We start from the raw sequence: 14466 nt of genomic DNA on the forward strand, positions 1-14466 counted from the left end.
TTCAGTTCTGGGCATGATCTTGTCCGAAAACCGGAGGCCACCTTTCGGGATCATGCCCCACCTTGAGCCGCGGATAGGTCGCATGCGGATTGTCGATCATGATCTTGCGGACCAACTCCTGCGACAACCCCTGCGGCAGCACCTCGTCACCGTCGAACTGCCAGTGCGGATAATCTGATGAGAATAGGAGCAATTCGTCCGACTGCATATGGTCGAACAGCCGGTTAAGCGTCTCTGGTTCCGGCGGTGCGTCGACCGGCTGCAGCGAGAAGCGGATGTTGCTGCGCACAATTTCCAGCGGCGCGCGGTCGACCCACGGCGTTTCCATGCGCACGCCGCGCCAGAACTTGTGCAGTCGCCACAGGAACGGCGGCAGCCAGGTGAAGCCGGATTCCAACATCACCATCTTCAGCTTCGGATGACGCGCGAACACGCCCTCGACGATCAGGCTGGTGAGCTGGGTCTGGAACGCCTGCGCCTGCGCGACATAATCCTCGATGTGGTAGGAGCCCCAGCCGACCGAGGTCGGCGGGTTGTGATAGGCGCTGCCGGCATGGATGCCGATCGGCAGGCCCAGCCGTTCGGCGGCGGCATAGATCGGCCAGTAGTGACGCTTGCCGAGCGGCATGTCGCCCATCACAAGCATCAGCACCTGCACGAAGCGCTGGTCCTGCGCACAGCGCTCGATCTCGGCGACCGCCTTCTCGATGCTCTGCACGGGGATCACGATCGACCCGCGCAGGCGATCGTCCTTGTCGAGCCATTCCTTGACCAGCCAGTCGTTCAGCGCGCGGCAGAACGCATCGGCCATGTCCTCGGAGAAAACCATCTGCACGCCGTAAAGCGGATTGCAGATGCCGTACGCCGTACCGAACCTGTCGAGCGCCTGATGTTGCATGTCGGCAAGGTTTGAGCCCGGCTTGCCTTGCGCGGGGCGCCAGTCCGGCCGCGACGAGATCGGCGAATTGGTCGGATAGGATTGCGAGATCAGATCGGTCATGCCGCGCGTCGTCACCTGATCGCGCCAGTAATCGTTCAAGTATGGCAGCAGGCTGGTGAGGTGAGGCACGGCGGGATGCAGATCGCAATCCACGCCGCCTGCGATCGGCGACGTCATCAGGTTTCCTCGGCGAGTTTCCTCTGCGCACGCTCTCACGGCAATCTGCCGGGCGGCGCCTGGTTCTTGTCTGGCATTCAAGCAGCCCGGGCTGTGCTCCGCAACTCGGCAGAGGCCGATGTGGTGTGCTAGGAAGGCAGAACGCCCCACGGGATTTTCATGGCAAGCAACGAGAAAGAGCGCCGATGAACGCACTCACATCCATCGCTGAACAGGTCGCCGCGAAACTGATCACGAACAAGCAGACGATTGCGGTCGCGGAATCGTCCACCGGCGGGCTGATCTCGGCATCGCTGCTCGCAGTACCGGGCGCGTCTGCCTACTTCCTCGGCGGCGGCGTGATCTACACCCGCGATGCGCGGCGCGCGCTGATGGATATTCCGGACGACGCAATGCGCGGGCTTCGCTCGTCGTCGGAACCCTATGCGCAGTTGCTGGCGCGGCAGATCCGCGAACGCCTCTCGACCGATTGGGGATTGTCGGAGACCGGCGCCGCCGGTCCGACCGGCAACCGCTACGGCGATGCCGCCGGCCATAGCTGCATGGCGGTCGCAGGTCCCAGGCAGCAGGTGATCACGCTGGAGACCGGAAGCGTTGACCGGCAGGCCAACATGCAGGCGTTCGCGAAGGCGGCGCTGGAGTTGTTGTTGAAGAATTTGGAGCGGTGATCCCTCTCTGTCGTCCCGGGCAAGCGGAGCGCGACCCGGGACCATAACCACAGGATTTCGTTGTGAAGGATGCTGCGGCCACAGCCGTGCATCCCAATAGCCAGCGGTGGTTATGGGTCCCTGCTTTCGCAGGGAGACGCGAGGAAAGAGCCTGGCTAGACCCTACTTCTCGCGGAACGAGCGCATGAACTGGTCGCTCAGCGGCTTCATCAGATACGACAGCATCGTGCGGTCGCCGGTCTGGACGAAGGCTTCCACCGGCATGCCGGGGATGATCTTCACCTCGCTGCCGAGGCGTGCGACCTCCTCAGGCGGCATCGAGACGCGGATGGTGTAGTAGCTCTGCCCGGTGCGCTGGTCCGTGGTGGTATCGGCGGAGACGCGGGTGACGACGCCGTTCAGCTCCGGCGTGGTGCGCTGGTTGAAGGCGGAGAGCCGTAGCACGGTCTTCTGTCCGACCTGAAGCTTGTCGATGTCCTGCGGATTGACCTTGGCCTCGACCGACAGATCGTCGGCCTTCGGCACGATCATCATGATGGCATCGCCCGCGGTGATGACGCCGCCAACGGTGTGGACGGTGGATTGCAGCACGACGCCGTCCTGCGGCGCGCGGATGTCGATGCGGCGGAGCTGATCTTCGGCGGTCACCTTGCGCTCGACGAATTCGCCGATCTTGTCGTTGGCCTCGCGCAGGTCCTTCGAGACCTCCGAGAGCATGTCCTTGTCGACCTGGATGATCTGCAGCTCGGTCTCGGTGATCTTGCCCTTAGCCTGGGCGCGCGACGCAATGTACTGCGCGCGCTCGCCGGAGAGCCGCGCCGCGTCGCGCTCCAGCGTAGTCAGGCGGGTGAGTTGCACCAGATGCTGCTCATAGAGCTGGCGGACGCCGACCAGCTCCTGCTGCACCAGCGCGATCTCCTTGTCCTTGGCGGTTTCCTGCGCCTGCAGGCCGGCGATTTCCTCGTTGAGCTGGGTGACGCGTTCGCGCAGCTGCGCCTTCTGGCCGGCGCGGCCGTTGACCCGCACCTCGAACAGCTTGGTTTCGCTCGTCATGATATCGCGAACGTCGGGATCCCTCGCCTGTTCGGTGAGCTGCGGCGGAAACGCGATCTTGTCGAGGCCTTGCTGCTCGGCCTGGAGCCGGGCCGCCCGCGCATAGAGGCCGTTCAGCGTCTTGACCACGATCGCAAGGCTCGCCTTCACGACGGTCTCGTCGAGACGCACCACGACATCGCCCGCCTTGACCGTGTCGCCGTCGCGCGCCAGGATTTCGCCGACGACGCCGCCGGTCGGATGCTGCACCTTCTTGACGTTGGTATCGACCACCACCGAGCCCGGCGCGATCAGCGCACCCGAGATCGGCACCGTCGCCGCCCAGCCGCCGACGCCGCCGCCCAGCACCAGAACCACGGCGAGGCCGACCACGAGGTGCTTCCGGATCGAAGCATGTGCGTTGCGCGGTTGATCGGTCACGCGGTCGCTCATGACTTGGCCGCCCCGGCATCGGCGACGATCTTGATCGGCGTCGGCACCGGCGGGGCGGCGCGCTGCAGCACCTGCGCCAGCACGGTTTCCTTCGGCCCGAAGGTCTGCATGCGGCCGTCCTTCAGCACCAGCAACTGGTCGACCCCTTCGATGCCGATCGGCCGGTGCGCGACCACGATGACGACGGCGCCGCGCTCGCGGGCGCCGCGCACCGCGCGGGTCAGCGCCTCGTCGCCTTCGCTGTCGAGGTTGGAATTCGGCTCGTCCAGCACGATCAGGAACGGACTGCCGTAGAGCGCGCGCGCCAGCGCCACGCGCTGGGCCTGACCGGCGGAGAGCGCAGTGCCCTGCTCGCCGACCTGTGTGTCGTAGCCCTCGCGCATCTTGATGATCATCTCATGCACGCCGGCCTCCTTGGCCGCCGCGATGATGCCGTCGGACTTGGCCTCGGGATCGAACCGGCAGATGTTCTGCGCGACGCTGCCGGCGAACAGTTCGACATCCTGCGGCAGATAGCCGACATGGCGGCCGAGTTCATCCGACGACCACTGATCGAGCGCGGCGCCGTCGAGCCGCACCTTGCCGCGCACCGGCATCCAGACGCCGACCAGCGCCCGGATCAACGACGACTTGCCGGAGCCGCTCGGGCCAATCACGCCGACGCCGCTGCCGGCTTCGACGGCGAAGCTGACGTCCTGCACGATGGGACGCTGGTCGCCCGGCGCGACCATGGTCACCGCTTCGACCGTGAGCTTCTTCTCCGGCGGCTGCAGCAGCGTCTGCTCCGGCCGCGCCGGAATCTGTTGCAGCAGGCGGTTGAGGCGCTGCCAGCTCTGCCGCGCGGCGACAAAGCTCTTCCAATGCGCGATCGCAAGATCGACCGGCGCCAGCGCCCGCGCGCTCAGGATCGAGCCGGCGATGATGATGCCGCCGGTGGCCTCCTGGTGGATCACGAGATAGGCGCCGACCGCGAGCACGGCTGACTGCAGCATCATGCGCAGCACCTTGGCGACCGCACCGAGGCCGCCGGTGACGTCGCTGGCACGCTGATTGCCGGACAGATACTCCTCGTTGGCCTCGTTCCAGCGCTTGTTCATCCGCCCGGCCATGCCCATCGCCACCAGCACTTCGGCATTGCGGCGGCTGGAGGCGGCGAGATCGTTGCGCCGCGCCGCGAGCGACATCGCTTCCCTGGCCGGCGTGCGCGACATGTATTCGGTGATCAGCGTCAACGTCACCAAGATGATGGCGCCGACCAGCGCCGTGACGCCGAGCAGCCAGTGGAACGCGAAGCAGATCAGCATGTAGAACGGCAGCCAGGGCAGGTCGAAGAACGCGCCGGGGCCCATGCTGCCGAGGAAGGAGCGCACATTGTCGAGATCGCGCAGCGGCTGCAGGCCCTCGCTGCGATTGCCCGCCATCAGCGGCAGCCGCACGATGGTGTCGAACACCCGCGCATTGAGCGCCTCGTCGAGCGAGGTGCCGACGCGGCCGAGGATCCGTCCGCGCAGCAGATCGAGCACGCCCTGGGCGATGTAGAGCACGGCGGCGATGGCGACGAGGCCGACCAGCGTCGGAACGCTGCGGCTCGGCAGCACGCGGTCATAGACCTGCAGCATGAACATCGAACCTGTCAGATACAGCAGGTTGATCATGCAACTGATGAGGCCGACGCCGATGAAGGCACTGCGGCATGCGCGCAGCGCCTCAGCCAGTTCGGAACGCCGGACAGCGGGCGCGGCTGCCATAAAAACCGATCTCTGCAAAACAAAAGAGTTACGTGATCACCACGTTGTACAGACGTTTGCGACCACCGTCCATTTCAAGTCGCGCCTAGCAGAGCACGGTTCGCCAGCTATTTTTGTGATCCCACAGACAGTTGACGGAATAATTAGGGTTAACCGGCCGCGGAACCTTGGCCTGAGCCGGGGGCGCTTCTCGGAAAGGGCACGAGAACGACCGACATCGAGACCCGGCCGATCTCGCCATCGACATCGAGCAACACCCCGCTGCCGACACCAAGCCCGGCCTCCGGGCGCCAGCGCGCCTCGGCGCGAACGCCGATCCACGCGCCCCGCGGCGGCCTGAACAGCTGCACCGCGAGGTTCGGATTGGGATCGGCCACCACGTTCTGCACCGGGCGCGCGATGCCATGGGTCCAGTCGGCCGGACCGAGCACCCGCGCGAGCGGGCCGGCATCCGCAATCACGTCATGATGCATGCGAAACCAGGCGACATCGCCGCCGGCCCGGGCCTCCATCGCGTCCATGAACCAGCTGCGGCCATGGACGGCGTGCAGGCTGCGCAACGGAAAGCGCATGGGATCGACCGGGTCGGCTGCGTTGCGGTGAAAGCCGGGGATCTCGACCGCACGTTCGCGTGACAGCGTCACGCGCACGGTCGCACAGGGCTGCGCCTCGCCGGCCGGCCAGAGCGTGTTGTCGACGACGCTGACCCGGCCGCCTTCGGTCACGACCGTCACTTGCGTACGCAACTCCGCCATTGGCGTCGGCCGCAGGAACCAGGCCGAGGCCGAGATCGCGGTGCCCCAATTGCGCGCATTGGCCATGGCCTCGACCTCGGCGGTCAGGAGGCTCGCGACCGCGCCGCCCTGGAGGCCAGCGAACGGCCCGGCCGCCAGCGCAGCGGGCCTCCAGTGATGCGGCGTGGCTGTAGGTTCGAAGATGGCCAAGGCGAGCAGTCCCTGAGGTGAGCGGGATTGAGCGTTTGGCCAATCTGATCCAAGAATAGTGCCATGACAAAAGGCCATTCATCACTTGAGGTGAGCAGGATTCACCCATTGGATGCCCCCGATCCGCGGGTCATCCCGCCGCTGGCGGCGCTGCTCGCCTTCGAGCGCGCCGCCACGCAGCTCAGCTTCCGCCGCGCCGCCCGCGACCTGTCGCTGAGCCCGTCGGCGATCAGCCACCAGATCCGCGGGTTGGAGCAGCAGTTCGGCACCAGGCTATTCGTCCGTGGCGCGCGCTCGGTGCGGCTGACCACGGACGGCGAGCGCTACCTTGCAAAGGTGTCGGCGGCGCTGGCGACGCTCGACGAGGCGAGCCGCGACATGCTGCGGCAACGCGGCGAGACCGGCGGGGAACTGTGGATCAGCTCACTGCCGTTCTTCACCAGCGCGGTGCTGCTGCCGGCGCTGCCGGAATTCAAGCGTCGCCATCCGCAACTGACTCTGCGGATCGAGGCCACCCATCAATATGCCGACTTCACCAGCTCCCGCGTCGACGTCGCGATCCGCTACGGACGGGAACATGCCGCCGGGCTGAGGGTCGAGCCGCTGGTCCAGGTCAGGGGATTGCCGGTCTGCACGCCGGCGCTGGTCAAGGCAGGGCTTCGGGCTCCTGCAGACCTGTCGCGCGAGGTGCTGATCCACGTCACGACGCAACCGCGCGCATGGCCGGCCTGGCTGAAGGAGGCCGGGCTGCCGCAGCTCGCCCCGCGCGGGCATCTGTGGCTCGACAGCGTACCGGCGATGCTGGAAGCCGCCGAGCACGGGCTCGGCGTGGCACTCGCGATGGCGCCTCTCATCAAGGCACGGCCTGGCTTCGGCAAGCGGCTGGTGGCGCCGTTTGCGTTCGAGCCGGCGCATCACGAGACGATCTATTTGGTCTCCCGCACCGAGCAGGCGCGGGACCGGCGGATATCAGCGGTGCGGCGCTGGATCGCCGACGCGGTTGCGCGGGCGAGCTAGACCGTCACTGCCGTTGGCTCGGCCAGGACGCAGCGTGCCAGACGGCCGGGCGCAACCTGCACGCAGGGCGGCAGGCTCTCGCTGCAGCGCGGCTCGGCGAACTTGCAGCGTGGTGCAAAGGAGCAACTGGCCGGCGCATTGTCGAGCGACGGCGGCGTGCCCGGGATGGTCTCGAGCCGCTGGCCGCGCATCGCGCCGTGAATGGTCGAAGCCAGCAAGCCCTTCGCATAAGGATGCACCGGCGTACGGACGATATCGCGCAAGGCGCCCTGCTCCACGATCTGCCCGGCATACATCACCGCGACGCGGTCGCAGATTTCAATGGCAACGCCGATGTCATGGGTGACGAAGATGACGGACATGCCGAACTCGCGCTGCAATTCACGCAGCAGCAGCAGGATCTGGATCTGCACGGTGGCATCGAGCGCCGTGGTCGGCTCGTCCGCGAGCAGTATCTTCGGCTTGCAGGCCAGCGCCAGCGCGATCATCGCACGCTGGCGCATGCCGCCCGACATCTCGTGCGGATAGGACTCCAGCCGCCGCTTCGCCGAGGGGATCCGCACCACTTCGAGCATCTCGAGCGCGCGGGCCGTGGCCTCGCGCTCACTCTTGCCCTCGTGACGCATCACCGTCTCGGCGATCTGGCGGCCGATGGTGTAGACCGGATCGAGCGCCAGCGCCGGCTCCTGGAAGATCATCGAGACGGTCTGGCCGCGGAATGCGGACAGCGCCTCGTCGTCCATCGCCAGCACCTCCCGGCCCAGCACCTTCACGCTGCCGGAGATCTGCGTGCGTTTTCGCGGCAGCAGCCGCATCAGCGCGCGCAAGGTCACGCTCTTGCCCGAGCCGGACTCGCCGAGCAGCCCCAACACCTCGCCTTCGCCGAGCTGCAGGCTGAGATCGTTCACGGCATGGACCGTGCGATCGCCGGTGAAGCGGATGTTGAGGTTGTCGATCTCGACGAGGCTAGTCATGCGAGCTTGGGCACCCTGGCGTGGAAGTCGGTCGCACGCTGGAAGGCGACGCCGATCCGAAGCAAGGTGGCTTCTTCGAAGGAGCGGCCGATCAGCTGCATCCCGACCGGCAGACCCTCCTTGGTGAAGCCCGAGGGGATCGAAAGCGACGGCAGGCCGAGATAATTGACCGGACGGGTGAACCGCGTCAGCCGCTGGATCACCGCTTCCGCGCCCGGACCGTTGCCGACATCGCTCTCGGCGATGGTCGGCGCCGACACCGGGGCCGACGGCGCGATCACGGCATCGACACCGCTGACCGCCGCGTTGTGCGCGGCGAGCGCAGGTCCGCGCCAGCGCATCGCCTCGAGATAGGTGACCGCGGGAATGGTCAGGCCATTCTGCAACCGCATCAGGACCTGCGCGCCATAATCCTGCGGCCGCTCGATCATCCAGCGCTTGTGGAGCGCCGCGGCCTCGACCGCGAGCACCAGTTGCGACGCGGCGCTGAGCTGGCGCTGATCGGGCAGCTCGACCTTGACGATCTCGACGCCTTCCTTCGTCAGCGTCGCCACCGTCTCGTCGAGGATGCGCGCAACCTCGGGATCGAGGTCGTCGACATAGAACGCCGTCGGGACGCCGATCTTGAGACCCTTCAGCGACTGCCTGGTCGCAGCCATGTAGTCCGGCACCGGCTGTGTCGATGCCGTCATATCCTCAGGATCGGCGCCGGCCATCAGGCCGAGCAGCAGCGCACAATCCTCCGCGGTCTGCGCCAGCGGGCCGACGGTATCGAGCGACTGCGACAGCGGCATCGCGCCGGCGCGGCTGACGCGGCCGACCGTCGTCTTCAGGCCAGTGACGCCGCAGAAATGCGCGGGCATCCGCACCGAGCCGCCGGTGTCGGAGCCGAGTGCGGCAAAGGTCAAGCGCGCGGCAACCGCCGAGCCCGAGCCCGACGACGAGCCGCCGGTGATATGCTCGGTGTTCCAGGGATTGCGCACTGCGCCGTAATGCACGTTGTGGCCGGTCGGCCCGTAGGCGAACTCGACCATCTGCAGCGAGCCGAGCCGGACCTGTCCGGCATCCTTCATCCGCTGCAACGCTGTCGCGGTTGCCTTCGGCACGAAATCGCGGCGGATCAGCGAGCCGCAGGTCACGACCTTGCCGGCCTCGTAATACATGTCCTTGTGCGCCAGCGGCACGCCGTGCAGCGGACCGCGACTGTTGCCCTTGGCGAGCGCGGCATCGGCCTCGGTTGCGGCGGCAAGCGCCTGTTCGGATTCGATCGCCATATAGGCATTCAGCCGCGGCTGCCACTCGGCGATCCGATGCAGCACGGCGCGCGTCACCTCATGCGAGGAGACCTTCTTCTCTGCAATCGCCTTGGCGACTGCGGTCAGTGTCATTAGGGCCGGATCAGAGCTCATTTCGACACCTTCGCGATCTGCGCCAGCAGGAAGCTCGCGGGTTCGAGGTCGAAGGGCAGCGTGCCGGAGATCGGGGCGAAGCCGTCGAATGCGGGTCCGATCGAATTGGCGATGCGGGCGGCGGTTTCGTCGTCGGCGGGCACGTCGGCGACGTGCGCGATCACCTTGACGTCCTTGGGGGTGGGTCTGGTCATGCCGCGTTTTCTCCTTTTGCTTTTGCCGGCGCGCGGCTGTGCCCCGAGCCAGGAATGGCCATGAAGCACGCCGCTTGATGGCCCATTGTATCGAGATCGCTGAGTTTAGGCGTGTCGTTTGCGCAGAGCGGCTCCGCAAACGGACAACGGGTGTGAAACCGGCAGCCCGACGGCGGATCGATCGGGTTGGGCGGATCACCCGAGATCGGCGGCACCTCGGTGCGCCTGTCGGGATCCGATGACGGCATCGCCGCCAGCAGCGCGCGGGTATAGGGATGCGCCGGCGCATCCCAGACCGCATCGACCGGACCGAGCTCGACGACTTCGCCGAGATACATCACCAGAACGCGGTCGGAGATGTAGCGTACAACGTTGAGATCGTGGCTGATGAAGAGATAGGTCAGGCCGAATTCGCGCTTCAGGTCCGCGAGCAGGTTGAGCACCTGCGCCTCGACCGATTTGTCGAGCGCGGACACCGCCTCATCGAGGATCACGAGCCGCGGTGACAGCGCGAGCGCGCGGGCGATATTGACGCGCTGGCGCTGGCCGCCCGACACTTCATGCGGATAGCGGTTGGCGAAGATCTCCGGCCGCAGGCCGACCTTGCCGAGCAGCTCGCGCGCCAGCGTCCGTGCCGTGTCATCGGCCATGCCGTGGACTTTCGGTCCGAAGGCGATGGACTCCTCGATGGTGAGGCGCGGATTGAGCGAGGCGTAGCTGTCCTGGAACACCATCTGCACGCCGCGGCGCAGGTCGCGCAGCGAGAGCGACGGACCGACCTGCCTTCCATCATAGATGATGTCGCCGGCATCGCGCGTCATCAGATGCATCAACAGCCGCGCGGTGGTCGACTTGCCGCAGCCGGATTCGCCGACAATGCCGACGGTCTCGCCCTTCATGACCGCGAAGCTGACGTCGTCGACCGCGCGCACGGTCTTGCGCGGGCTGAACAGCCCGCCGCGCACCGGGAAGTGCTTGGTCAGCCCGTTGACCTGCAGCAGCGGCTGCGCGGCGCCGCCAATATCGGCGACCGGCTCCAGCATGTCGGCTGAAAGATTGGTGTCGCTCATCGCTAGTTCCTGATGTCCATGGCGCTGCGCATGCCGTCGCTGAGCAGGTTGAAGCAGATCGAGACCGCGAAGATCATCGCGCCCGGCAGCGCCGCAACCCACGGATTGACATAGATCGCGGTGCGCAGCGTGTTCAGCATCAGGCCCCATTCCGGCTCCGGCGGCTTGGTGCCGAGCCCGAGGAAGGACAGACCGGCGGCGAGGATCATCGACACCGAGATCAGGCCGGTGGCGTAGACGAAGATCGGGCCGAGCACGTTGCCGAGCATGTGCACCCGCATGATGGTGAAGGGACCGGCGCCCGAGGCGCGCGCTGCCTCGACGAAATCCATGTTGCGGACGCCGGTGGTGACGCTCTCGGCGACGCGGGTAATCTGCGGCACGAACACGATGGTCAGCGACACGATCGAATTGGTGATGCCGGCCCCGAGCGCCCCCGAGATCGCGATCGCCAGCAGCACCGACGGAAAGGCATAGAACACGTCGACCGTGCGCATGATCGCGGTGTTGAGCTTGCCGCCGACATAGCCGGCGACGAGGCCGAGCGAGGTGCCGATCACGAAGGCGAGGATCACCGGCAGGATGCCGATCACCAGCGAAAGACGTCCGCCATAGATCAGGCGCGCCAGCATGTCGCGCCCGAGTTCGTCGGTGCCGAGCGGATAGCCCGGCGTGCCGATGTGGCGCAGGCGGCGGATCATCGAGCCCTGATAGGGATCGGCGAGATGCAGCCACGGTGCCAGCAGCGCCGAGGCAAGGATCAGCAGCAGGATGACGGCGCAGGCCATGCTGACCTTGTCGCGCCGGATGCGGCGCCCAACCGTCGCCCAATAGCCGCGCGCCTTGCTCGCTGGTGCGGCCTGCAATGCAGTATCCGACATCGCACTCATAGGAAGGCTCTTAGTTGGAGCATGATCTTCACGGAAAACCGGTCTCCACTTTTCCGGATCATGCTCTAGCTCCGCTTGATGCGCGGATCGATCGCGGCCTGCGCGATGTCGACCAGGAGATTGAGCAGCACGAAGAACAGCGCCAGCACCAGGATCGTGCCCTGCAGCAGCGGAAGATCGCGCTGGAAGATCGCCGAGTTGAGCAACAGGCCCGAACCCGGCCATGAGAACACCGTCTCGATCAGGATCGAGCCGCCGAGCATGTAACCAAGCTGCAGGCCCATCACCGCGAGCGCGGTCGGCGCCGCGTTCTTGACGACATGACGGAACACCTCGGTCTCGCGCAGGCCCTTGGCGCGCAGCGCTTCGACGAAATCCTGGCTCAGGATGTCACCGGTCAGCGCACGCACGGTGCGGGTGACGATGCCCATCGGGATCACCGAGGTGGTGATCGCCGGCAGCACCAGGTAGCGCAGGTGCTCCCAGTCCCACGCCCAGGCGCCGGAGCCGCCGGGCCCGGCGCGACCGCGGGCAGCCAGTTGAGCTGCACCGAGAAGATGATGACCAGCACCATGCCGAGCCAGTAATGCGGCAACGAGACGCCGGCGATCGCAATTGACGTCGCGACCTTGTCGACCCAGGTGTCGCGGAAATAGCCGGCGATCAGCCCGAACAGCAGGCCGAGCGTGAAGCCGATCATCGCAGCCGCAATCGCCAGCATCACGGTGTTGCCGACCGCGCGCATCACCTCCGACAGGACCGGCCGCCCGGTCGCGATCGAATTGCCGAGATCGCCATGGATCGCGCGCCATAGCCAGAGACCGAATTGCACCGGCAATGGACGATCGAAGCCATAGGCGGCGCGCAATTGCGCGGCGAGCTCCTGCGAGGCATCGGCCGGCAGCACCGCGACCAGGGGATCGCCGGGCGTGATGTGCACCAGGAGGAAGCACACCAGCGCGACGCTGAGCACGATCGGAATGACGTAGACGATCCGTCTGGACGTATAGGCGAGCACGTTTGCGTTCTTTCTTCCTTCTCCCCTTGTGGGAGAAGGTGGCGCGCAAAGCGCGCCGGATGAGGGGTTCTTTCCGCGGATGCAGTCAGTTCAATTCGGGAAGAGGCGTCCGCGGAGGCAACCCCTCACCCGGCTTCGCATTCGCGAGCCACCTTCTCCCACAAGGGGAGAGGGTGTAACGAGCATGTCGCTAATCGCTCACGGCGCGACCGTGACCGGCGAGAAGTCGACGAACCAGCTCTTCGGCTGCACAAAGCCCTTGATCTTCGAGCTCATCGCGCGCGGTGCGACGTCGTGGGCGACATAGAGGAATGCCGCGTCGTCGACCGAGGCCGCATGCAGCTCGGCGAGCGCCGCGTCGCGGGCCGCAGGTTCGAAGGTCTGGCGGGCCTTCTTCACCAGCTCGTCGAATTTCGGGTTATTGTTGAAGCCCCAATTGTTCGAGACCGGCGGCGCCATGCCCGATTGCAGGAAGCGCACCAGCGCGAAGAACGGATCCATCGCCGCATAGGTGACGTTGATCGCATTCGAGCCGTTGGCCGACGGATCCTTGGTGCCGCGCCGCCAGTTGGTGAACAGCGTGTTCCACTCGATGACGTCGAGCTGCACATCGAAATAGCACTCGGCCAACGCCTGCTGCAGATACTCGTTCATCGGCAGCGGCAGCATCTGGCCCGACCCCGACGCCGAGGTCTGGATCTTGACCGTCAGCTTCTTGTTCGGACCGAAACCTGCCTCCTGCATCAGCTTCTGGGCGGCCGGCTTGTCATACTTGATCTGGAAGGTCGGGTTGCCGCGCCAGGGATGGCCGGGCTCGAACGTGCCGGTGGCCGGCACCATCAGGCCCGCGAGCAGGCCGTCGCGCAATCCTTCGCGATCGATGCAGAGATTGGCGGCCTTGCGGACGCGGATGTCATTCCACGGCGAGCCCTCGACGCGGGAGAACTGCCAGGGCCAGACATGCGGCTCCTCGTTGGAATAGAGATTGAAGCCGCGCTGCTTGATCTCCGGCAGCGCATCCGGCGCCGGCGCCTCGATCCAGTTGACCTGGCCGGACAGTAGCGCCGCGGTGCGCGCATTGGCTTCCGGCATCGGCAACAGCACCATCTTGTCGGTCTTCGGCACCCGCGCCTTGTCCCAGTACTTATCGTTCTTCACCAGCTCAAGGCGCTCGCGCGGGGTGAAGCTCGACATTTTCCAGGGGCCGGTGCCCGACGCGTCCTTGGCGAACGCGGCCCATGCGGCCTGCGACTTCGCCTTGGCATCGGCGCCTTCGGCCTTGTCGTAGAATTGCTGCCACTTGGCCGGGCTTGCGATGAACAGATTGGTGAGGTTGATCGGCAGGAAGCTGTCGGGCTCCTTGGTGGTCAATTCCACCGTCATGTCGTCGATCTTGCGCGCCGACACCAAGGTCGGCATCCGCGAGGCGGTGACGCCGACCTGGCTCGCGTCATATTGCGGCGCGTCCTGCTTCAGCACCTTGTCGACGTTCCAGACCACCGCGTCGGCGTTGAACGGCGAGCCGTCGTGAAAGCTGACGCCGGGACGCAGCTTGAAAATCCACTTGGTCTTGTCGGAATCGTCGACCTTCCACTCGGTGGCGAGGCCCGGGATCATCGCGCTCGCCTTGTCCGACGAGGACAGGTCCCACATCGTCAGCGCGTCGTACATCGTGAGCCCGGTGAAGCGATTGCCCTCGAATCCCTGGTCGGGCTGCCCGAGCGTGCGCGGAATATCGGCAGCCGTCATGCCAATGCGCAGCACGGTCTCGGCGCTGGCGATCGCCGGCACACAATTGGCGATCGCAAGCGCCAGCATGATCGCCGTCGCATTGGTCTTCCTGTTACGCATCTGAGCAACCCCTTCGAAGTCTGGTGACGTTTTTGGTGATTATTTCTTGGGCAAGCGTATGCAATGCCTGTGCCAAGGGGA

Annotated in this window: 12 protein-coding genes and 1 pseudogene; 2 read left to right on the plus strand and 11 right to left on the minus strand. The window is 66.0% G+C overall.

Features of this window, described 5'->3' with window-relative positions; all coding sequences use genetic code 11:
• Position 1: 1 nt before the first annotated feature.
• Positions 2-1117, minus strand: a complete 1116-nt coding sequence (locus tag AKN84_RS23655; RefSeq protein WP_050423007.1) for an amidohydrolase family protein — start codon at positions 1115-1117, stop codon at positions 2-4.
• A 185-nt stretch (positions 1118-1302) separates the two neighbouring features.
• On the opposite strand from AKN84_RS23655, the gene AKN84_RS23660 reads away from it, so the two are divergent.
• Entirely contained in the window at positions 1303-1785 is a 483-nt protein-coding gene (locus AKN84_RS23660; protein WP_050423008.1) for a CinA family protein, read from the plus strand.
• A 162-nt stretch (positions 1786-1947) separates the two neighbouring features.
• On the opposite strand, the gene AKN84_RS23665 is transcribed toward AKN84_RS23660, so the two are convergent.
• From AKN84_RS23665 to AKN84_RS23675, 3 genes are all read right to left on the minus strand, one after another.
• Entirely contained in the window at positions 1948-3258 is a 1311-nt protein-coding gene (locus AKN84_RS23665; RefSeq protein WP_430649924.1) for an HlyD family type I secretion periplasmic adaptor subunit, read from the minus strand.
• Between the two features lie 8 nt (positions 3259-3266).
• Positions 3267-5018, minus strand: coding sequence for a type I secretion system permease/ATPase (locus AKN84_RS23670; RefSeq protein ID WP_050423010.1), 1752 nt, complete (start codon positions 5016-5018; stop codon positions 3267-3269).
• Positions 5019-5167: 149 nt separating this feature from the next.
• Entirely contained in the window at positions 5168-5962 is a 795-nt protein-coding gene (locus AKN84_RS23675; RefSeq protein ID WP_050423011.1) for an acyl-CoA thioesterase domain-containing protein, read from the minus strand.
• A gap of 108 nt (positions 5963-6070) precedes the next feature.
• On the opposite strand from AKN84_RS23675, the gene AKN84_RS23680 reads away from it, so the two are divergent.
• The gene (locus AKN84_RS23680; protein WP_050423012.1) at positions 6071-6979 is read left to right on the plus strand and encodes a LysR substrate-binding domain-containing protein; all 909 of its coding nucleotides are present in this window, start codon (positions 6071-6073) and stop codon (positions 6977-6979) included.
• On the opposite strand, the gene AKN84_RS23685 is transcribed toward AKN84_RS23680, so the two are convergent.
• The 7 genes and pseudogenes from AKN84_RS23685 to AKN84_RS23715 form a co-directional block, all read right to left on the minus strand.
• Entirely contained in the window at positions 6976-7953 is a 978-nt protein-coding gene (locus tag AKN84_RS23685; RefSeq protein WP_050423013.1) for an ABC transporter ATP-binding protein, read from the minus strand. The two genes, AKN84_RS23680 and AKN84_RS23685, sit on opposite strands and share 4 nt — an antisense overlap.
• Positions 7950-9362 carry an Asp-tRNA(Asn)/Glu-tRNA(Gln) amidotransferase GatCAB subunit A gene (locus tag AKN84_RS23690; RefSeq protein WP_050423014.1) on the minus strand — a complete coding sequence of 471 codons (1413 nt, stop codon included), beginning with the start codon at positions 9360-9362 and terminating at the stop codon, positions 7950-7952. The genes AKN84_RS23685 and AKN84_RS23690 overlap by 4 nt, the downstream gene beginning before the upstream one ends.
• A complete protein-coding gene (locus AKN84_RS23695) occupies positions 9359-9556 on the minus strand; it encodes a hypothetical protein (protein WP_050423015.1) in 198 nt (65 codons plus the stop codon). The genes AKN84_RS23690 and AKN84_RS23695 overlap by 4 nt, the downstream gene beginning before the upstream one ends.
• A complete protein-coding gene (locus AKN84_RS23700) occupies positions 9553-10626 on the minus strand; it encodes an ABC transporter ATP-binding protein (protein WP_050423016.1) in 1074 nt (357 codons plus the stop codon). The genes AKN84_RS23695 and AKN84_RS23700 overlap by 4 nt, the downstream gene beginning before the upstream one ends.
• 2 nt (positions 10627-10628) lie before the next feature.
• A complete protein-coding gene (locus tag AKN84_RS23705; protein ID WP_050423054.1) occupies positions 10629-11507 on the minus strand; it encodes an ABC transporter permease in 879 nt (292 codons plus the stop codon).
• A gap of 74 nt (positions 11508-11581) precedes the next feature.
• Positions 11582-12534, minus strand: a pseudogene (locus AKN84_RS23710) (ABC transporter permease).
• Positions 12535-12732: 198 nt separating this feature from the next.
• The gene (locus tag AKN84_RS23715; protein WP_050423017.1) at positions 12733-14385 is read right to left on the minus strand and encodes an ABC transporter substrate-binding protein; all 1653 of its coding nucleotides are present in this window, start codon (positions 14383-14385) and stop codon (positions 12733-12735) included.
• Positions 14386-14466: the final 81 nt, after the last annotated feature.

Origin of the sequence: Bradyrhizobium tropiciagri, assembly GCF_001189845.1 — a bacterium.
GTDB lineage: Bacteria > Pseudomonadota > Alphaproteobacteria > Rhizobiales > Xanthobacteraceae > Bradyrhizobium > Bradyrhizobium tropiciagri.

What these genes read in the sequence shown, in the direction of transcription:
- AKN84_RS23715 (WP_050423017.1), bottom strand. Translation starts at nt 14,385, where the DNA reads ATGCGTAACAGGAAGACCAATGCGACGGCGATCATGCTGGCGCTTGCG.
- AKN84_RS23695 (WP_050423015.1), bottom strand. Translation starts at nt 9,556, where the DNA reads ATGACCAGACCCACCCCCAAGGACGTCAAGGTGATCGCGCACGTCGCC.
- AKN84_RS23700 (WP_050423016.1), bottom strand. Translation starts at nt 10,626, where the DNA reads ATGAGCGACACCAATCTTTCAGCCGACATGCTGGAGCCGGTCGCCGAT.
- AKN84_RS23685 (WP_050423013.1), bottom strand. Translation starts at nt 7,953, where the DNA reads ATGACTAGCCTCGTCGAGATCGACAACCTCAACATCCGCTTCACCGGC.
- AKN84_RS23705 (WP_050423054.1), bottom strand. Translation starts at nt 11,507, where the DNA reads ATGTCGGATACTGCATTGCAGGCCGCACCAGCGAGCAAGGCGCGCGGC.
- AKN84_RS23670 (WP_050423010.1), bottom strand. Translation starts at nt 5,018, where the DNA reads ATGGCAGCCGCGCCCGCTGTCCGGCGTTCCGAACTGGCTGAGGCGCTG.
- AKN84_RS23655 (WP_050423007.1), bottom strand. Translation starts at nt 1,117, where the DNA reads ATGACGTCGCCGATCGCAGGCGGCGTGGATTGCGATCTGCATCCCGCC.
- AKN84_RS23660 (WP_050423008.1), top strand. Translation starts at nt 1,303, where the DNA reads ATGAACGCACTCACATCCATCGCTGAACAGGTCGCCGCGAAACTGATC.
- AKN84_RS23690 (WP_050423014.1), bottom strand. Translation starts at nt 9,362, where the DNA reads ATGAGCTCTGATCCGGCCCTAATGACACTGACCGCAGTCGCCAAGGCG.